The sequence below is a fragment of the Pseudomonas sp. NPDC088322 genome (assembly GCF_044740745.1).
GTDB lineage: Bacteria > Pseudomonadota > Gammaproteobacteria > Pseudomonadales > Pseudomonadaceae > Aquipseudomonas > Aquipseudomonas shirazensis.
The window spans coordinates 386,441-406,387 of sequence record NZ_JBIURK010000004.1 but is presented as its reverse complement, the minus strand read 5'-3'; the positions used below and the strand labels follow the sequence as shown (position 1 = coordinate 406,387).

At 61.7% G+C, this 19,947-nt stretch carries 15 protein-coding genes; 6 read left to right on the top strand and 9 right to left on the bottom strand.

From position 1 onward, the window contains the following. Positions 1-9 precede the first annotated feature (9 nt). Both ACIOAU_RS12635 and cobA read left to right on the top strand, forming a co-directional pair. Positions 10-1,680 (top strand): protein kinase, encoded by a 1,671-nt coding sequence (locus tag ACIOAU_RS12635; RefSeq protein ID WP_401182288.1) that lies wholly within the window; start codon positions 10-12, stop codon positions 1,678-1,680. 26 nt (positions 1,681-1,706) lie between these two features. Continuing rightward, positions 1,707-2,456, top strand: coding sequence for a uroporphyrinogen-III C-methyltransferase (cobA, locus tag ACIOAU_RS12630; RefSeq protein ID WP_150570715.1), 750 nt, complete (start codon positions 1,707-1,709; stop codon positions 2,454-2,456). A gap of 75 nt (positions 2,457-2,531) precedes the next feature. On the opposite strand, the gene ACIOAU_RS12625 is transcribed toward cobA, so the two are convergent. From ACIOAU_RS12625 to ppsA, 8 genes are all read right to left on the bottom strand, one after another. After that, positions 2,532-3,566 (bottom strand): OmpA family protein, encoded by a 1,035-nt coding sequence (locus tag ACIOAU_RS12625; RefSeq protein ID WP_101321317.1) that lies wholly within the window; start codon positions 3,564-3,566, stop codon positions 2,532-2,534. A gap of 110 nt (positions 3,567-3,676) precedes the next feature. Then, the gene (sigX, locus tag ACIOAU_RS12620; protein ID WP_101321319.1) at positions 3,677-4,243 is read right to left on the bottom strand and encodes an RNA polymerase sigma factor SigX; all 567 of its coding nucleotides are present in this window, start codon (positions 4,241-4,243) and stop codon (positions 3,677-3,679) included. A gap of 113 nt (positions 4,244-4,356) precedes the next feature. Then, on the bottom strand, positions 4,357-5,181 hold the full coding sequence (locus ACIOAU_RS12615) for a mechanosensitive ion channel family protein (protein ID WP_150570714.1): 825 nt from the start codon (positions 5,179-5,181) through the stop codon (positions 4,357-4,359). Positions 5,182-5,183: 2 nt separating this feature from the next. Then, positions 5,184-5,435, bottom strand: coding sequence for a CrfX protein (locus ACIOAU_RS12610; protein WP_101321323.1), 252 nt, complete (start codon positions 5,433-5,435; stop codon positions 5,184-5,186). Between the two features lie 89 nt (positions 5,436-5,524). Next, complete coding sequence (locus ACIOAU_RS12605; RefSeq protein ID WP_150570713.1) at positions 5,525-6,520, bottom strand: CorA family divalent cation transporter; 996 nt, start codon at positions 6,518-6,520, stop codon at positions 5,525-5,527. Between the two features lie 27 nt (positions 6,521-6,547). After that, entirely contained in the window at positions 6,548-7,039 is a 492-nt protein-coding gene (gene rraA, locus ACIOAU_RS12600) for a ribonuclease E activity regulator RraA (protein WP_101321327.1), read from the bottom strand. 47 nt (positions 7,040-7,086) lie between these two features. Next, positions 7,087-8,106 (bottom strand): alpha/beta fold hydrolase, encoded by a 1,020-nt coding sequence (locus ACIOAU_RS12595; RefSeq protein ID WP_220634089.1) that lies wholly within the window; start codon positions 8,104-8,106, stop codon positions 7,087-7,089. A gap of 96 nt (positions 8,107-8,202) precedes the next feature. After that, complete coding sequence (gene ppsA / locus ACIOAU_RS12590) at positions 8,203-10,578, bottom strand: phosphoenolpyruvate synthase (RefSeq protein ID WP_101321331.1); 2,376 nt, start codon at positions 10,576-10,578, stop codon at positions 8,203-8,205. A gap of 176 nt (positions 10,579-10,754) precedes the next feature. Here ppsA and ACIOAU_RS12585 point away from each other — a divergent pair, with 176 nt between their 5' ends. Then, on the top strand, positions 10,755-11,573 hold the full coding sequence (locus ACIOAU_RS12585) for a pyruvate, water dikinase regulatory protein (RefSeq protein WP_103438071.1): 819 nt from the start codon (positions 10,755-10,757) through the stop codon (positions 11,571-11,573). Positions 11,574-12,286: 713 nt separating this feature from the next. Here ACIOAU_RS12585 and ACIOAU_RS12580 read toward each other — a convergent pair. After that, complete coding sequence (locus ACIOAU_RS12580; RefSeq protein ID WP_150573135.1) at positions 12,287-17,152, bottom strand: NAD-glutamate dehydrogenase; 4,866 nt, start codon at positions 17,150-17,152, stop codon at positions 12,287-12,289. Positions 17,153-17,478: 326 nt separating this feature from the next. Between ACIOAU_RS12580 and ACIOAU_RS12575 the strand changes: the two genes are divergently transcribed. The 3 genes from ACIOAU_RS12575 (at position 17,479) to lhgO (ending at position 19,924) form a co-directional block, all read left to right on the top strand. Continuing rightward, positions 17,479-17,832 carry a hypothetical protein gene (locus tag ACIOAU_RS12575; protein ID WP_101321337.1) on the top strand — a complete coding sequence of 118 codons (354 nt, stop codon included), beginning with the start codon at positions 17,479-17,481 and terminating at the stop codon, positions 17,830-17,832. 82 nt (positions 17,833-17,914) lie between these two features. Further along, the gene (locus ACIOAU_RS12570) at positions 17,915-18,625 is read left to right on the top strand and encodes a FadR/GntR family transcriptional regulator (RefSeq protein WP_103438073.1); all 711 of its coding nucleotides are present in this window, start codon (positions 17,915-17,917) and stop codon (positions 18,623-18,625) included. A gap of 105 nt (positions 18,626-18,730) precedes the next feature. Continuing rightward, a complete protein-coding gene (gene lhgO, locus ACIOAU_RS12565) occupies positions 18,731-19,924 on the top strand; it encodes an L-2-hydroxyglutarate oxidase (protein ID WP_401182280.1) in 1,194 nt (397 codons plus the stop codon). Positions 19,925-19,947 lie beyond the last annotated feature (23 nt).

Below are 19,947 nucleotides of genomic sequence, written 5' to 3'. Positions count from 1 at the left end.
GGCAAACCCATGAGCCTGCAATTGCGCTTCGCCCAAGCCAGCGCCACCGGTCCGCGCAGCGAAAACCAGGACGCTCTGCGCCTGGTGACACCGGCGCCGGAATTGGCAGCGAGCAAAGGCTATCTGGTCGCACTGGCCGACGGCGTCAGTCAGTGCGCCGATGGCGGCCTGGCCGCGCGAGCCAGCCTGCAGGCGTTGGCGCTGGACTACTACGCCACGCCGGCTACCTGGCCGGTCGCGCAGGCGCTGGATCGCCTGCTGCTGGCGCAAAACCGCTGGCTGCGCGCCCAAGGCAGCGGCCAGCCGCTGCTGACCACCCTCACTGCGCTGGTCCTGCGCGGGCGCCGCTTCACCCTCGCCCACGTCGGTGACTGCCGTGCCTATCGCTGGGATCAGGGCCGCTTGCTGTGCCTGAGCGAAGACCATGTCTGGGATCAGCCGGGCATGCAGCATGTCCTCAAGCGCGCGCTGGGCCTGGACCAGCATCTGTTGGTGGACTACCTGGACGGTGAGCTGGTTGCCGGCGAAACCCTGCTGCTGCTCAGCGATGGTGTCTGGGCCTGCCTTGGCGAGCAAGCGATTGCCGCCATCCTCAGAGATCAACCTGACCTGCAGGACGCCGCCGACATCTTGGTCGCCAGCGCCCATCATGCCGGTAGCCAGGACAACGCCAGTGCCGTGCTGGTGCAGATCGAACAGCTCGGCCCGAGCAACTTCAGCGACACCCTGGCGCAACTGCAGCAATGGCCAGTGCCCGGGCCGCTGCGCCCCGGGCAAGCCATCGATGGCTGGCAGGTCGATGCTCAATTGGCCCGCAGCCGCCAGTCGCTGCTGTATCGGGTGCATGACAGCCAGGGCCAGGCGTGGCTGCTCAAGACCCTGCCCGGCGCCGCCGAAGCAGATCCGGGTGCCGCTCAGCGCTTGCTGCAGGAAGAGTGGTTTCTGCGGCGGGTGGCCGGTCGGCACTTCCCTGAGGTGCATGCGGCCAATCACCGTCAGCATGTGTACTACCTGATGCGCGAATACCCGGGCCAGACCCTCAGCGCCCTGTACAACGTGCAAGGCCCGCTACCCCTGGCGCAGTGGCTGGAAATCGCCCGGCAGCTGCTGCAGGCAGTCGGCGTGCTGCACCGGCGCAACCTGCTGCATCGGGATATCAAGCCCGAGAATCTGCACCTGGGCACAGACGGCCAGTTGCGCCTGCTCGACTTTGGCCTTGCTTATTGCCCAGGGCTGTCTGAAGACGCCCCCCATGACCTGCCCGGTACGCCGTCGTTCATTGCCCCGGAGGCGTTCGACGGGCAACTGCCGCAGGCGCGCCAGGACCTCTATGCCACGGGTGTAACTCTTTACTACCTGCTCACCGGGCACTACCCCTACGGTGAAATCGAGGCCTTCCAACGGCCGCGCTTCACCCACCTGGTCAGCCCCGGCCGTTATCGCCCGGACCTGCCTGAGTGGCTGCAACGCAATCTGGAGCAAGCCGTCGCGGCCGATCCCCGGCAACGTTTCGAAACCGCCGAGCAATGGCTGCTGTTGCTCGAACGTGGCGACCGCCAGGAACTGAGCGAGCGGCCACGGCCATTGCTGGAGCGCGAGCCGCTCAAGGTCTGGCAGACGCTTGCCGTGCTGTCTCTGCTGTTCAACCTGATATTGCTGTTCAGCCTGTTCAAGGGCTGAGCGCGCTGCTTGATGAGGAACATCTGATGAACGCAAAAATCTGGTTGGTTGGTGCCGGCCCCGGCGACCCTGAACTGCTAACGCTGAAAGCGGTGCGGGCCTTGCGCGAGGCGCAGGTGGTGATGATCGATGACCTGGTCAATCCGGCTGTGCTTGAGCATTGCCCAGGGGCACGGGTGATTGCCGTGGGCAAACGCGGCGGTTGTCGCTCGACGCCGCAAGCGTTCATTCAGCGCCTGATGTTGCGCCATGCCCGCCAGGGGCGCTGCGTGGTGCGCCTGAAAGGCGGCGACCCATGCATCTTTGGCCGTGGCGGCGAAGAAGCACTGTGGTTGCAGCAGCGCGGTATCGAGGTGGAGTTGGTCAACGGCATCACCGCTGGACTGGCCGGTGCCACTCAGTGCGGCATCCCCCTCACCCTGCGCGGGGTCAGCCGTGGCGTGACCTTGGTGACTGCACATACCCAGGATGACAGCGAGCTGAACTGGGCAGGCCTGACTCAGGGCGGCACCACCTTGGTGGTGTACATGGGCGTGGCTCGGCTGGGGGACATTCGACGGGGTTTGCTCGAGGCCGGCATGGCGGTAGACACGCCCGTCGCCATGATCGAAAACGCTTCGCTACCGAGCCAGCGCGAGTACCGCAGTACGCTGCTGGAGATGGCCATGGATGCGACCGCCTTTGCCCTGCGCAGCCCAGCAGTGCTGGTGATAGGCGAAGTGGCGCGGCAAGGCGCGGTGGCCGAGCTGGTGACCGCAGCCGTAGGCGTTGCCTGAACGCGGCACAGCGCACTTTTTTACAGGCAAAGAAAAACCCGGCCTAGGCCGGGTTTTTCCTGAATCTCAGACCAATTACTTGGCTTGAGCTTCTACTTGCGCTTCAACGCGACGGTTAACAGCGCGACCTTCTTCGGTGGCGTTGTCAGCAACCGGACGGGTTTCGCCGTAGCCAACCGAGTCAACACGGCTCGATTCTACGCCGTACTGCTGGGTCAGAACTTGCTTAACGGCGCTAGCGCGACGCTCGGACAGCTTCTGGTTGTAAGCGTCTGGACCTACGGAGTCAGTGTGACCTTCGACAGTGGTAGTAGTCGATGGGTACTGCTTCATGAAGTCAGCCAGGTTCTTGATGTCGCCGTAGCTGTTAGGCTTGACAACCGACTTGTCGAAGTCGAACTTGACGTCCAGCTCAACACGTACGACTTCGGCAACTGCTGGGCAGCCGTCGGCGTCAACGGTAACGTTGGCTGGGGTGTCTGGGCATTTGTCGACGTTGTCGCAGACGCCGTCGTTGTCGCTGTCGGAGCACACTTCAGCAACTGGAGCTGGAGCGACTTCAGCAGTCTTCGGGCTACCGCCGAAGTTCAGGCCGATACCAACGCTTGGCGCCCACTCGGTGTCGCCTTGGTCGATGTTGTACTGAGCTTCAACGCCAGCACGAGCGTAGAACATGTCGGTGATGTACCACTTGGCACCAGCGCCAACGTTGGCGAAGGTGGACTGGTTACGACCACCACGGCCGGTCTGGCCGATGGACTGGTGGGAGAAACCAGCCGACACGTACGGACGGATTGCGTCGTACGGGTTGTTGAAGTGGTACAGAGCGTCCAGAGCGGTGTTCGAGCCCTTGATGTTCTTGCCATCTTCGCCACGAGCGTTGTGGACTTCGTCGTAGCCCAGACGCAGTTCAACGTCGTCGGTCAGGAAGTAACCGATCGAGCCGCCGAACAGGTTGCCGTCGTTCTTGAAGTCACGCTGGCTGTCGAAGAATTCTTTCTTGTAGAAGCCTTCGACTTCTACAGCGCCTGTGCCTTGTGCCAGAGCGCCGAACGAAGCAGCGGCAACGAGCGAGCCAATGGCCAAGCCCAAAGTGTTTTTCAATTTCATCCGTTAAATCCCCATCGTGTGATAGATAAGCAGTCCCACCAAAAACCGGGGGACAACTCGACGGCAAGTCTAGCAGAACTCACCGGTGGTTTAGAGACATTTGCTGGCCACTAAGTTTCAACCTCGCCAGCAAATTTCTCTCTGAGCTTGTCGAGCGCACGCTTGTAGCGCATTTTCGTTGCGCTCAAGCCCATGTGCATGATATCGGCGATCTCCTGGAATTCCAGCTCTGCGACAAAACGCAGCACCAGGATCTCGCGGTCAATCGGGTTCACATGCACCAGCCACTTGTCCAGGCCGCCCTTTTCTTCAGGTTTTGGTGCCTTGTCCTCTGACGCCTCTTCTATAGGGTCAAGGCTCAAGGCATCCATCAGCCTGCGTTTGCGTCGCTCCTTGCGGTACTGGGTGATGCACTCGTTGTAGGTGATGCTGTAGAGCCAGGTCTTGAACTTGGATTTACCTTCGAAGTTCTTCAACCCGTACAGCACTTTCAGCATCACCTCCTGACAGACATCGTCAGCGTCGCGGTCGTTCCCCAGATAACGTGCACAAACGTTGAACAGGGTCCGTTGGTACCGGCGCATGAGTTCCTCATACGCCCGGGTAACGTGAAACAGCTCCTCATGCGAACGCGCCACCAACTCCTCGTCGGTGAGTTCGTGTGGGTCATAGCGCATGGGCGGCGAATGAACTTTATTCAAAACGAATCTGGCCGACAGTCAGGTCAAGTCGCCGCACGCACCCTCAGGGCGCGTTTTCGCGGCGACATACAGTAACAGCTTTTACCCGGTTAGCGGCTATCGACACGCTGTTCGAGCAAGCTGCGGTTGGCCAACGACACCAATTCACCTTCGTCGGTCAGCACTGTCGTCTTCACCGTGCCGATCTCTTCGATCTGGCCTTCAACCTCTCCAATCCGGACCTGCTGGCCGACCTGATACAGCTCGCGCACGTAAATCCCAGCCAGAATCTGCCCGGCAATTTCGCGGCTGCCCAAGCCCATCGCCAGGGCAATTGCCAGACCAACGGTAATCAAGCCAATGACGATTACGTGGTTGAGCAGGTCGGTCTTGACCTCCAGCTGGCTGATAGCCACCGAGATCGCAATGATGATCACCAGGCCTTGAGCGATGCGCCCGACGCCTGCAGCGTACTCCAGGCCGATGCCTTCCGCGGCGCCGCGGACCAGGCCATTGACCAGTTGCGCAAGCATGACCCCGGCCAGCAGCACCAGGGCCGCGCCAAATACCTTGGGCAGATACAGCGCGAGCATGTCCAGCGTTGCCGAGACCCGCTCAAGGCCGAGTGACTCAGCCGCAGAGACGAGGAAGATCAGCAGCACGAACCAATACACGATCTTGCCGATCAGGGTCGATATCGGCACCTGAATGCCGCCGCGGCTGAGCATCTTGGTCATGCCGGTACCGGCCATCAGACGGTCCAGGCCAAACTTGGCGAGCAGCTTGGACAACAGCGTATCGAGCAGCTTGGCCACCACGAAACCGAGCAGCACCACGACCAGCGCGCCGAACAGGTTGGGGATGAAGTTCGCCACCTTGGTCCAAAGGGCAGTCATGGCGGTGACCAGGCTCTGGGTCCAGAGATCGAGTTCCATATTCAATCAGCCTTATCAGCTTTGCTGCCAGCGGCAGGATTACGGCGCACCGGCGCAACATGCGCCGAGCCATTGTTGACGGCAATCATCAGCGCCTGGCTCCAACGGCCAAGCAAGCTGAATAGATCGCCTGCACCAACCTGACGGTTGGCGGTTTTCAGCACGCGACCCAGACACGCTGCGTCGTCTCGGTCCTGACCGGACGGCGACGCATTGAGCAGGTCACGCAAGGATTGTTCAAACGGATCGTGCATGGGCACCTCGCGTAATGTCAGTCAAAGACGAGGGCGCCGGGCAACGGGTCACAACGTCACCGCACGCGAATGTTTCAAAATGCACCGGATCACACCCAGCGCAGGCGGCGGAACAACCACCACTGCCCTGCCGCCAGTGCCAGGACCAGCAGGCTGGCGAACAGGAATCCATAGGGGCTGTCGGCGCCCGGAATGCCGCCGACGTTGATCCCCAGCAGGCCGGTGACAAAGCTCATCGGCAAGAAAATGCAGGTGATGATGCCGAAGCGGAACATGGTCCGGTTCATCCGCTCGCTGCGCCGCCGGTCTTCGCTCTCGAGCACCAGTGCGGCGCGCTCGCGGGTCAGTTCCAGCTCCTCGAGGTAGCGGATCAGGCTGTTGTTGAGCTCGTTCCAGTAATCGGCATCGGCGTCAGCGAACCAGCTCCACTTGTGCCTTGCAAGCTGTACGTAGATTTCCCGTTGCGGCGCCAGGAAGCGGCGCAGGCCGGCAGCGCGGCGGCGAATCTGCTGCAGCACGCCGTCTTCTGGCGTGTACCGTTCGTCGGACTCCACCTTCTCTTCTTCGAAATCGACCAGTTCGGACAGATCACTGACCAGCGCCTGGACCTTTTCGGTCAGCAGTTCGCCCATCAGCAAGAGCAACTCGGAGGCCGATTTGGGCCCCCTGCCCTCGCTCAGCAGCTGCAGGATTTCGTCGCTGGCACGCAGTGGCCGCAAGCGCAGCGAGATGATCCGTTGCGCCTGGGCAAATATGCGCACCGAGACCATATCTTCAGGCTCGGCACCAGGATTGAGATTGACCCCGCGCAAAAACAGCAGCAACTGCTCATCCGCCAACGGCAACAGCCGTGGTCGGGTGTTTTCTTCAAGCAGCAGCTCGCAGCTGAACTCGCTCAGCCCGCTTTCGCGCAGCAACCAGCTGCGGGTCTGCGGATGGCTGCGGTCCCAGTGCAGCCAAAGGCTCTGCTCTGGCTGCAACTGCAGGTCATCCAGTTCGGTCCGAGCGATAGAACGCGCGCCACCTTTGCCATCGAGCACCAGGGCATGCACCAGCCCCCACTGCGCGTTGTCTTCCTCGAACATTCCAGCTCCATCAGCGCGCGCGGCGCATCACTCGGGCATTTGCAGCGGTTGCGGCGAAACGATCACGCCGTTGTTGTCGGCGTAAACGTATTCACCCGGGCGGAAGGTCACGCCGGCGAAGGTCACCACCACATTGAGGTCGCCAAGGCCACGCTTGTCGGTCTTCAGCGGATGCGCGGCCAGCGCCTGCACACCGACGTTGGTCTGCACCAGCACGTCGACATCGCGCACGCAGCCATAGATGACCAGGCCTTCCCAACCGTTTTGCGCAGCCTTGGCGGCAATCATGTCGCCCAGCAGCGCGCATCGCAGCGAGCCGCCACCGTCGACCACCAGCACCTTGCCGCGGCCATCAAGCTCGGCTTGGGCCTTGACCAGCGAGTTGTCTTCAAAACACTTGATGGTCACGATCTGGCCGCCGAACGAGTCGCGGCCACCGAAGTTGCTGAACATCGGTTCCAGCACCTGGACCAGGTCTGGGTTGGCGTCACACAGATCGGGCGTTACGTAATGCTGCATGGGAAGGCTCCTGTCAGGCACAACGAAAGCGGAAAGTCCGGCCAAGGCTACACCGCGCGAGGTGGTGCAGTCATCTGCGACTGCTCAGTCAGGCTGGCCGCCAGTTCGGCGCCACGTACCGGCGCGTCAGGATCACGCAACCAGCCTTCGATCAGCGGCCATACCTGGGTCTGCGCAGCCTTGCTTACCAACATGTCGACATGGCCAAAGGCATCGAAGCCCTGCTCCCGGCCCAGGCAAAGAAACTGCTTGCGCTCGGCGCCGTATTGCTCGAACAGCTTGCGGCAGGCCCACACCGGGTCCTGCAGATCACCCGCGCCCGCCACCGCCAGCAGTGGCACATCGACCTCGGTCAGCCCCGCCCACCAATCCTTGCCCTTCTCGCCGAAGCGCCCGAACAGGCCATGCCAACGCATGCTCTCCAGCGCCAGGCCGATCGGCTCGTCTTCCGGCCCGCGCTTGAGCCGGGAGCCAGAAATATGTGCAAAGCGTTTGAGCAGCAAGCGCGCGCCCCACTCCACTGTCGGCACCTTCAACGGCCAGTACACGCGGCTGATCTGGGTGCCAAACAGGGCCACGCTGGCCACCTGCTCAGATGGCAGGTAAGCGCCACCCAGCGCTGCCGTAAGCGTGGTCCCGCCCAGCGAATGGCCGATCCAGTGCGGAGCCCGGCCGGCTTGTTCATGGACAAATGCAGCAATCACCGGCAGATCGTAGCGCGCGTAGTCGGCTACGCGGTTTTGCCGCCACTGGCGATTACGCGGTGACAGGCCATGACCGCGCATCTCCGGGATCCACACATCAAAACCGGCCCGCGCCAGAAACGCGCCCAAGCCGATGCCTTTGGGCGAAAACCAGAACCGTCGATTGGAGAAGCTGCCGTGCAGCAGAATCACCGGTATGCCATGAACGCCGCCGTGATCGGCAAGGCCAAGACGCGTGACCGCCAGCTCGACGCTGGGGTCGGGGCTGTTGCCAGCCTTGATCCGGTACACGTCTTCACTGAGGTCACCGCGGCGTTCGGCACTTTGCAAGGCCACGGGGAAGAGAGCGCTACTGCTTTGCATAGAATACTTGTATGAAAAAGGGCGGGAACCATCGCTGGAACTCGCCCCGAAGAATACGCGCGCAGGCACGTTGGACGTGCCTGCGCAGTGGTTGAATCAGGCCGGGGCTTGACCTTCGGCCAGGAAGAACCAGGTCTCGAGTACCGAATCCGGGTTCAGCGACACGCTCTCGATCCCCTGTTCCATCAGCCACTTGGCCAGGTCTGGGTGGTCGGAAGGGCCCTGGCCACAGATGCCGATGTACTTGCCGGCCTTGTTACAGGCCTGGATGGCGTTGGCCAGCAGCTTTTTCACCGCAGGATTACGCTCATCGAACAGGTGCGCGATGATACCCGAATCGCGGTCCAGGCCCAGGGTAAGCTGAGTCAGGTCGTTGGAGCCGATCGAGAAGCCGTCGAAGTACTCGAGGAACTCTTCAGCCAGAATCGCGTTGGACGGCAGCTCGCACATCATGATCACGCGCAGGCCGTTGTCGCCACGAGCCAGGCCGTTTTCGGCAAGCAAATCGACAACCTGGCTGGCCTCACCCAGGGTGCGCACGAACGGTACCATGATCTCGACGTTGGTCAGGCCCATCTCGTTGCGCACGCGCTTGAGCGCACGGCACTCGAGCTCGAAGCAGTCACGGAACGACTCGCTGATGTAGCGCGAAGCACCGCGGAAGCCCAGCATCGGGTTTTCTTCTTCCGGCTCGTACAGCTTGCCGCCGATCAGGTTGGCGTATTCGTTGGACTTGAAGTCCGACAGACGCACGATGACCTTTTTCGGGTAGAACGCCGCAGCCAGGGTGCTGATGCCTTCGACCAGTTTCTCGACATAGAAGCCGACCGGATCGGAATAACCGGCGATACGCTTGTCGACACTGTCCTTCAGCTCAGGTGGCAACCCGGCGTAGTTGAGCAGCGCCTTGGGGTGCACGCCGATCATGCGGTTGATGATGAACTCCAGACGCGCCAGGCCGACACCGGCGTTGGGCAACTGGGCAAAATCAAAGGCGCGATCCGGGTTGCCGACGTTCATCATGATCTTGAACGGCAGGTCGGGCATGGCATCGACCGAATTCTGCTTGATGTCGAAGCCCAGCTCACCTTCGAAGATGAAGCCGGTATCGCCCTCGGCGCAGGACACGGTCACGCCCTGGCCGTCCTTGAGCAGCTGGGTGGCGTTGCCACAACCGACTACGGCCGGAATGCCCAGCTCACGAGCGATGATCGCCGCGTGGCAGGTACGCCCGCCACGGTTGGTGACGATGGCGCTGGCGCGTTTCATGACCGGTTCCCAATCCGGGTCGGTCATGTCCGACACCAGCACGTCGCCCGGCTGGACGCGGTCCATTTCCGACACGTCGTTGATGATCCGCACCTTGCCGGCGCCGATGCGCTGGCCAATGGCGCGGCCTTCGACCAGTACCGTGCCCTTCTCTTTGAGCAGGTAGCGCTCCATGACATTGGCGCTGGCGCGGCTTTTTACCGTTTCTGGGCGGGCCTGAACGATGTACAGCTTGCCGTCGTCACCGTCCTTGGCCCACTCGATGTCCATCGGCCGCTGGTAATGCTGCTCGATGATCATGGCCTGCTTGGCCAGCTCGTTGACTTCGTCATCGCTCAGGCAGAAGCGCGCACGTTCGGCACGGTCGACTTCTACGGTCTTGACCGAACGACCGGCCTTGGCTTCGTCGCCGTAGATCATCTTCAGCGCCTTGCTGCCCAGGTTGCGGCGCAAGATCGCCGGGCGGCCGGCTTGCAGGGTGTGCTTGTGGACATAGAATTCGTCAGGGTTGACAGCGCCCTGAACCACGGTTTCGCCCAGGCCGTAGGCGCCGGTAATGAACACCACGTCGCGGAAACCCGATTCGGTATCGAGGGTGAACATCACCCCGGCAGTGCCGGTTTCGGAACGGACCATGCGCTGCACGCCAGCCGACAGGGCGACCAGTTTGTGGTCAAAGCCCTGGTGCACGCGGTAGGAAATGGCGCGATCGTTGAACAGCGAAGCGAATACTTCCTTGGCCGCGCGGATCACGTTTTCAACGCCACGGATATTGAGGAAGGTCTCTTGCTGGCCCGCAAAGGAGGCGTCTGGCAGGTCTTCGGCGGTGGCCGAAGAGCGCACGGCCACGGCCATGTTGTCGTTACCCTGGGCCATTTCGGCGAAGGCAGCGCGGATTTCGGCATTCAGGCGCTCTGGGAACTCGGCTTCCATGATCCACTGACGGATCTGCGCGCCGGTCTTGGCCAGGGCGTTGACGTCATCCACGTCCAGCGCGTCGAGCGCGGCATGGATCTGCGCGTTCAGCCCGCTCTGCTCGAGAAAGTCACGGTACGCCTGAGCCGTAGTGGCAAAGCCGCCCGGCACCGAGACGCCGGCACCTGCGAGGTTACTGATCATCTCGCCGAGGGATGCGTTCTTGCCCCCCACATGCTCTACATCATGGACGCCGAGCTTATCGAGGGAAACTACGTACTCTACCAAGGTGATCTCTCCACTAACGGTGTTGGAAAAGCTCAGAGCGCCCGCCTGACGGTTCAGACTGGGCCGGGCGCTTATGGCCGGGACCTGGAAAATAAGTGAGAATGCCAAAAGCCGCATTCGGCAAAGCGAACTTATCATATCCAAGAAACGTCATCAGCTTAAGGCCTAGGGTGCAAATGAAACGAACCGCGTTTTTCATCTCCGACGGCACCGGCATCACTGCCGAGACCCTGGGTCAAAGCCTGCTCGCACAATTCGAGAGCATTCCGTTCAATAAATTCACCCGCCCGTACATCGACAGCCCGGACAAGGCGCGCACGATGGTGCTGCAGATCAACGCAGCGGCGGAGCGTGACGGGATGCGGCCGATCATCTTCGACACCATCGTCAACCAGGACATTCGCGAGATTCTGGCGACTTCCAACGGGTTCATGATCGATATCTTTTCGTCGTTCCTGTCGCCCTTAGAGCAGGAACTGACCGCGCATTCGTCGTATTCGGTGGGCAAGTCGCACTCGATTGGCGGCAACTCCAACTATATGGAGCGGATCGAGGCGGTGAACTTTGCGCTGGACAACGATGATGGTGCGCGCACGCATTACTACGACAAGGCCGACCTGATTCTGGTGGGGGTGTCGCGCTGCGGCAAGACGCCGACCTGTCTGTACATGGCGATGCAGTTCGGGATTCGTGCGGCGAACTATCCGTTGACTGAGGATGACATGGAGCGGCTGCAGTTGCCGGCGGTGCTGAAGAAGCATCACAGCAAGTTGTTTGGCCTGACCATTGACCCGGACCGGTTGACGGCTATTCGCCATGAGCGCAAGCCTAATAGCCGATATTCGAGCTTTGCGCAGTGTGAGTTCGAGGTGCGTGAGGTGGAGAATCTGTTCCGCCGGGAGAATATTCCGAACATTGATTCGACGCATTTTTCGGTTGAGGAGATTTCGGCGAAGATCTTGGTTGAGAAGGGGGTTGAGCGGCGGTTCAAGTAGGTTGGCTTTATTGGATGTGGGCTTATCTGTTTGATTTAGTGGCCCCTGCGCTACCCTCCGGGGTTCCCTCACTCCGGCATTGCTCCCGGAGGGACCGCGCTGAACGGGCCATCCTGGCCCGCAGCGCTTGCCGGCCATCCATGGCCGGCACCTCCCTTCGCAATGCCTGCGTTCGGCCTTCTGAGGTCGCGGGTAGATCAAGAGCACGCCTCGCTACGCTGGCGCAGATCAAAAGCGACAGTCAAAAGCTAGGGCCGCTTTGCGGCCCTTCGCGGGCAAGCCCGCTCCCACAGGAATCTGCGGGGTCTCAGGTCAGCATTAATCCCTTTGGACGCTACGGCGCTCCAGCAAATTTGCTACACAACTCATGAACAACGCTGACCCTGTGGGAGCGGGTTCACCGGGACGCCGGACCGCCGCGAAGGGTCGCGCAGCGGCCCAGCAGTTAATCTTGATCTTGCTCTTGATCCACCGGCGACTCAGGAGGCCGGAGCGAGGGAACCCCGCAGCGCAGCGAAGGGGCGGGATGTGGAGCCAAGCATTTTTTGGTTACTTTTTGGGGCGTTTGCCAAAAAAGTGACTCGCCGTAAGGGCGAAAGGGGCCCGCAAACCCACCACAAAATCCGGATAAGCCCCAAACCCCTAAAAGCAAAAAACCCCGGCACCACCAAAGGCACCAGGGTCTCTCACTCACAAACCAACCAAATCAGCTATCAGGAAGGCACAACCACAGCCTGCCCACTCATGGCCAAATCAACCAACTCCCGGTTAGCGACCGCATACATCGCATAGTCATGCCCCGAAGCACTGCGCAGGTCATCCAGCATCGCGCGCCAGCGCTCCACCATCACCCGCCGCTGCTCAGACCACAATGCCACCCGCGCATCCATGTCCTGCGGCGCATCGGCCATCTGCAGCACAGAAATGGTGATCGCCCGCTGCTGCAGGTCGATATCGTCACGGAACGCCTCACGCGCCAGCGCCTGCCAGTTGTTCTCCACCGGCAAGTTGCTGATCTCCTGCAGGTACCAGGTCAGATCCAACGCACTACCCACCGCGAAGAACGCCTTGGCCACCTGCGCCGGGTCATGCCCGGTCACATCCGAAGCCTCGATGATCGGCAGCAGCGTGTACAAATGCGTGGTCCCGGCAACCATCCGCGCCAGCAACTCGGGCACACCAGCCTCGACGAAGCCCTGATAACGCACCTGCCAGCGCTCACGGGTCGGCCCTTCCAGCAGCTCGTCCAGTTTCAGCCCAAGCTGGGCGATCTTCGGCCCGAAGTGCGCCACATCACGGCCTGCATCCTGCTCGTTGCGACGGCTACGCAGGAACCAGCGCGTGGCGCGGCGGCCCAGACGCATCAGCTCATCCATCAAGGTCAGCTGAATCTCGGCCGGGACCTGATAGTCCAACGCCTCGATCTGGCGGAACCAATGCGGCAGATGGAAGATATCGCGCACGATCACATAGGCCCCGGCGACGTTGGCCGGGCTCATGCCAGTCGACTCCTTGAGCCGCTGGACAAAGGTGATGCCCATGTTGTTGACCAGGTCATTGGCGATCTGGGTGCTGACGATCTCGCGCTTCAGACGGTGACGGCGCATGGCCTCGCCGAACTGGTTGAGCAGTGACGGCGGGAAGGCCGTCTCCATGTCGCGGGTCAGATAGTCGTCATCCGGCACCTGCGATTTCAGCAGTTGCTCTTTGAGGTCGATCTTGCTGTACGAAATCAGCACCGACAGCTCGGCCCGGGTCAGGCCCTGGCCTGCGGCCAGACGCTCGGCAAGTTGCTCTTCGGACGGCAGGAATTCGATCGCCCGATCGAGCTTGCCGCGCGCTTCAAGGTCGGCCATCAGGCGCTTGTACTCGGCAATCCGCTCGCGTACGCGACGGGCCGCCAGCGACAGCGCCTGGGTCTGCTTATAGTTGTTGCCCAATACCAGCGCGCCAACTTCTTCGGTCATGCTGCCGAGCAGCTGGTTGCGCTGCTTCTCGGTCATGTCGCCACCCTGCACCACTTCGTTGAGCAGGATCTTGATATTGACTTCGTGGTCGGAGCAGTCGACGCCACCGGCATTGTCGATGAAGTCAGTGTTGGTCGCACCGCCGTTGAGGCCGTACTCGACCCGGCCAAGCTGGGTCATGCCCAGGTTGCCGCCCTCGCCCACTACCTTGCAGCGCAGCTCGTTGCCGTTGACGCGCAAGGCGTCGTTGGCCTTGTCGCCGACGTCGGCGTGGCTTTCGCTGCTGGCTTTGACGTAGGTACCGATACCGCCGTTCCAGAGCAGATCGACCGGCGCCTGCAGCAGCGCGTGCAGCAGCTCGGTCGGCGTCAGACGGTCGGCTTCGATGGCGAAGCGTTCCTTCATCTGCGGGCTGATGCTGATGCTCTTGGCGCTACGCGGGAAGATCCCGCCGCCTGCAGACATGATGCTGGTATCGTAATCGGTCCATGCCGAACGTGGCAGGTCGAACAAGCGCTGGCGCTCGGCGAAGCTGCTGGCCGGGTCCGGATTAGGGTCGATGAAGATGTGCAGGTGGTTGAAGGCAGCCACCAGCTGCAGCTTGTCGGACATCAGCAAGCCGTTACCGAAGACGTCACCGGCCATGTCGCCGACGCCGACCACCGTGATCGGATCTTGCTGGACGTTGATGCCGCGCTCACGGAAGTGGCGCTGCACGCCCACCCAGGCGCCGCGGGCAGTGATACCCATCTTCTTGTGGTCGTAACCAGCCGAGCCGCCCGAGGCGAACGCGTCTCCGAGCCAGAAGCCGTAGTCGATGGCAATGCCGTTGGCGATGTCGGAGAAGGTCGCGGTGCCTTTGTCGGCCGCCACCACCAGGTACGGGTCGTCATCGTCATGCCGCACCACGTTGGCCGGTGGCACGACGCCGCCGTCCTTGAGGTTGTCGGTGATGTCGAGCAGGCCCGAGATGAAGATGCGGTAGCAGGCGATACCTTCAGCGGCGATGTCGTCACGGCTGCCGCCCAGCGGCAGGCGCCGGGGCAGGAACCCGCCCTTGGCGCCGACCGGCACGATCACCGAGTTCTTCACCTGCTGCGCCTTGACCAGGCCGAGCACTTCGGTGCGGTAGTCTTCTTCACGGTCCGACCAGCGCAGGCCGCCACGGGCGACGTTGCCGAAGCGCAGGTGGACGCCTTCGACACGCGGCGAGTAGACGAATATCTCGAACTTGGGCACCGGCTTGGGCAGTTCGGGGATGAGCTTGGGGTTGAACTTGAAGCTGAAGTACGACTTGGCCTGGCCGCTGCTGTCCGGCTGATAGAAGTTGGTACGCAGGGTGGCTTTGATCAGGTCCAGGTAGCGACGCAGGATGCGGTCTTCGTTGAGCACCTGAACGTCATCCAGGGCGCTGTTGATGGCCTGTTCCAGACGCAGCTGCTTGTCTTCCAGATCATCCTGGGTGAGCTTGCGTGCCAGGTAGAAGCGGGTCTTGAACAGCCGGGTCAGCTCGCGCGCGATGTCGGTGTGGTTGTTCAGGGTGCTGGCGATGTAGCCCAGATCGAAGCCCAGACGAATCTGCTTCATGTAGCGGGCGTAGGCGCGCAGCAGCGCCACATCACGCCATGGCAGGCCGGCGGTCAGTACCAGGCGGTTGAAGGCGTCGTTTTCGGCGTCGCCCTTGACGATATGGATGAAGGCATCCTGCAGAGTGTCGTTGAGCTGCTGGATATCCAGGCTCAGGCCTTCGCTGTAGGTGAATGCAAAGTCGTGGATCCAGTACTCGCGGCCATTGGCGTGGCGCAGGCGGTACGGGAACTCACCCAGCACACGCAGGCCAAGGTTCTCCAGGATCGGCAGCACGTCCGACAGCGCCAGCGGGGTATCGGCGTGGTACAGCTTGCAATGCAGCAGACGCTCGCCGTACTGGCCCAGGGGCTGATAGAAGCTCATCGCCAGCGGCTTGGCTTCGTTCAGGGCCAGCACATGTTGCAGGTCGACGACCGCCGAATGGGCGCCAAAGCGCTCGCGGTAGCCCGCCGGGAAACCCTTGGGGAAGTCCGCCAGGATATTGGTGCCCTGAGCTTCGCCGAAGTTTTCCACGACCAGTGCGGAGTAATCGTCCTGCCACGAACGGCAGGCCTGGATCACTTCGTTTTCCAGCTGCTGTGGGTCGATGTCGATGCGGTTCTTCGGGTCTACCCGCAGAATCAGTTGCACACGCGCCAGTACCGACTCGGAGAAGAACGTCCAGAATTCGCAATCGCTGGCCTTCAGGCGCTCCATCAACACTTGCTGGATCTTCTGGCGCACTTCGGTCGAGTAGACCTCGCGCGGTACATAGGCCAGGCAGTAGCAGAAGCGGCCGTAAGGGTCTTTGCGCAGGAACACGCGGATCTTGTTGCGCTCCTGGATCTGCACGATCGACATGACAGTGCTGGACAGCTCGTCGATCGGGGTCTGGAACAGGTCGTCGCGCGGCAGCACTTCGAGCACCTGCGCCAGTTCCTTGCCCAGGTGGGCCTTGGCATCGAAGCCGGAGCGGCGCTCGACTTCGGCTACCTTGCCGCGGATGTACGGAATGGCATGCACGCTCTCGCCATACACCGACGAGGTGTACAGGCCCATGAAGCGGCATTCCTTGATGACCTTGCCGTCGGCATCCAGCTGGCGGATCGACACATAGTCCGGGTAGGCCGGGCGGTGCACACGGCTCGGCAGTGCAGCCTTGGCGAAGGACAGCAGCAGCGGCTCGTTGAGGTAGGCCACAGCGTAGTCTTCGATGCGCAGCTCTTCGGCGGTCAGGCCGATGCGCAGGCGACGTGGCAGGCCGAGGAAGGACTGCTCGTCGTAGTTCATGCGGCCGCCATCGGCGCCGCCCTCGACGGTGAATTCTTCATAGCCGAGGAAGGTGAAGTGGTTATCCAGCAACCACTCGAGGAACGCCTTGACCTCGGCCTTCTCGTGCTGGGCTTGCGGGTACGGGGTCTGCTCGACCAGCGCCGCCACTTCGCGCAGCTTGGCTTTCATCGGTTCGAAGTCGGCAACCGCAACGCGCACTTCAGCCAGGACCTGTTCGATTTCCCGGGCCAGCGAGCTCAGTTCGGCTGCGTTGGCACAACGGTCGATTTCCAGGTACATCAGCGATTCATGTTGAACGCCGTCACCGTGGGTGCCTTTGGGCAGCAGCTCGAGCAGTTCGCCCTTGGCGCCGCGGCGCACGCTGAGCACGGTGGTCTGCAGGGTGTGGATGCTGTAGCCGCGGCGGTTCAGCTCGGTGCGTACCGAGTCGACCAGGAACGGCAGGTCATGGTGCAGGACTTCGACCACACTGTGGGTCGACTGCCAGCCATTGCGCTCGTAGTCGGGGTTGTACACCCGCACCAGCGGGGTTTCAGGGTCGAAGCGCTCGATGATGCGCCAGGCAGACAGGGTGCAGCCAGCCAGGTCGGAAAGCCGCCGCTGGGTAAGTTCGTCCAGAGAGATGATGCCGAAGAACTGTTCGGCGAACAGTGCCACTTGTGGCAGTGACTGTTCGCTGATGTGCTGCGCCAGGGCCGCTTGCAGTTGGTGCTGGAAGTCGGCTTTGCTGGCTGCGGTGAAAAACGCCATCTGTGGTACTCCGCTTGGGCTTTGTTTTGTAGTGAAGCGTCGTGCATGTGCGTGTTGCCTGGGATCAACAATAGCAACCCGGGGCAAAACAGGCCGATGAAACCAGGCGCTGAGCGTGTTTGCCACGCTCATCTGTTGGGTACCTGCAAAAGCGACTGCCTGTGGCTGTGCCTTTACGGGGACCCATCGACTGCGCAGCTTAACGACTGAGCGGTCACCGCGGCTTGCAGCGCTGCGACATATTCGGTCAATGCCCGGTAACATTCGTTTATGGAACGGCCCAAGACTGGCAGAATTCCATTTCATTTCGTCAATTCGAGCCGACCATGCAACTGACCACCCCCCTGCTGTTCGCCACCCCTTGCGATGATGAAGAAGACAACATGGCGACCCTGTGCTGCCACAGCGACCAGGGCCAGATGTTCCTGCTGACCCGCTACCCGGACGAAGACACCGTCGACCTGACCCTGGACGATGAGCCGTCGACCCTGGACGGCATCAAAATCACCTTCAGCGCCAAGCGCCTGCTGCTGGAAGTTGCCGCAGGTGACACCGACGCCCTCAAGGGCGATGAGACCCTGGAGATCGTATTGACCAGTGACGGCAATGACCTGGCCGAGATCGACGAGACTTTACGGATCATTCTGAACGGCACCGGCACTTACGTCAGCGAGCTGTAATCTGGCTGAGCTGGGGAAATAATTGACAGACACAGCGGATAGCGGGCATTGTCTGACAACCTGATCAATAGGCACTCCGTCCATGTTAGAGCTACAGCGCCCAGATACTCTGGTAGAAAGGGTTGTCGGCGCCATCCGTGCGGAAATCGACAGCGGCCGCCTGGCTGCCGAAGCACGCCTGCCCACCGAACAGCAACTGGCCGAGCAACTCAACGTGAGCCGCTCGGTGGTGCGCGAGGCAGTGGCTCAGCTCAAGGCCGACGGGGTGCTGATCGCCCGTCGTGGCCTGGGCTCGTATATCTCGCAGACGCCCCATGGCACGGTGTTTCGCTTCCCCGGCAGCAACGGGCGCAAGCCTGATCTGGTGCAGATGTTCGAAATGCGCCTGTGGATCGAAACTCAAGCGGCCGCCATCGCTGCCCGTCGCCGCGATGCCGGCGACCTGAGCAACATCGCTGCAGCACTGGAGCAGATGCTCGACCCGCGCAATGACCTGGCCGCCGCCGCGGCCGCCGACGTGGCCTTTCACCGGGCCATCGCCGAAGCGAGCAAGAACGACTACTTCGTCGCCTTTCATGACTTTCTCGGCAGCCAGTTGGCCGCCGCGCGGCAGCGTGCCTGGGAAAACTCGGCGTCGCCTGCGGTAGGCGGCCCGGCAGACGCCAACCGGGAACATCAGGCGTTGTACCAGGCCATCGCCGATGGCGACCGTCACGCCGCTGCGAGCTGCGCCGAAGCGCATCTGCGGGCCTCGGCCAAACGCCTGAAAATTGAGCTTCCTGAACTGAACTGAACCGAGCAAACCGACCCTGCCCAATTAAGGCAGGGTTTTTAACGCACCACTTAGTCTGACAACCTGATAAGCAGATCCACTGACAAGAATGCCAAGGTACCCTGCATGACTTACGACTACTTGATCATCGGCGGCGGCATCGTCGGCCTGGCCACAGCGATGGCACTGCTCGAGCAGCGCCCCGGCGCTTCGTTGCTGATCGTGGAAAAAGAGGCCAGCCTCGGCCGCCACCAGACAGGCCACAACAGCGGCGTGATCCATGCCGGGATTTACTACGCGCCTGGCAGCCTCAAGGCCGAGCTGTGCAAACGCGGCGCGCAAGCGACCAAAGACTTCTGCAGCGAACACGGCATCCATTTCCAGGTCTGCGGCAAACTGCTGGTTGCCTCCAACGAACTGGAGATGCAGCGCATGCAGGCGCTGTATCAGCGCTCGCAGGAAAACGGGTTGAAGGTCGAGCAGCTCGACGCCGCTGAGCTCAACCGCCGCGAACCCAACATCGCAGGGCTGGGCGCGCTGTTCGTCGATGCCACCGGGATCGTCGATTACCGCCAGGTGTGCCAGGCAATGGCCAAGGTAATCGAACGCGCTGGCGGCGAGCTGCGCCTATCGACCAGCGTCCGCTCGATCAAGGAATATTCCGAGCATGTCGAGGTATGCAGCGACGAGCACCGCTGGCAGGCGCGCCAGTTGGTGGCCTGCGCTGGTTTGCAGTCCGACCGCCTGGCACGCCTGGCCGGCGTGCGCATCGATCACCAGATCATCCCGTTCCGTGGCGAGTACTACCGCTTGCCTGCGAGCAAAAGCCAGATCGTCAACCACCTGATCTACCCGATTCCGGATCCGCAACTGCCGTTTCTGGGGGTCCACCTGACCCGCATGATCGACGGCAGTGTAACCGTCGGACCCAACGCGGTACTCGGTTTTGCCCGCGAGGATTACCGCAAGTTCGCCCGCAACTGGGCCGATATCGGCGAATTCGCGCGTTTCCCGGGCTTCTGGAAAACCCTATGGAACAACCTCGGCTCGGGTACCGCCGAGATGAAGAACTCGCTGTTCAAACGCGGCTATCTGCAGCAGTGCCGCAAGTACTGCCCGTCGCTCAAGGTCGACGACCTGCTGCCCTACGAAGCCGGCATCCGTGCCCAGGCGGTGATGCGTGACGGCAGCCTGGTACATGACTTTCTGTTCGCCGAGACACCGCGCATGGTGCATGTCTGCAATGCGCCCTCGCCCGCTGCCACCTCGGCCATCCCGATCGGTCAGATGATCGCCGAAAAGATCCTCAACGCCCGCTGAGCTGCACCCCTAACTACAAAGAC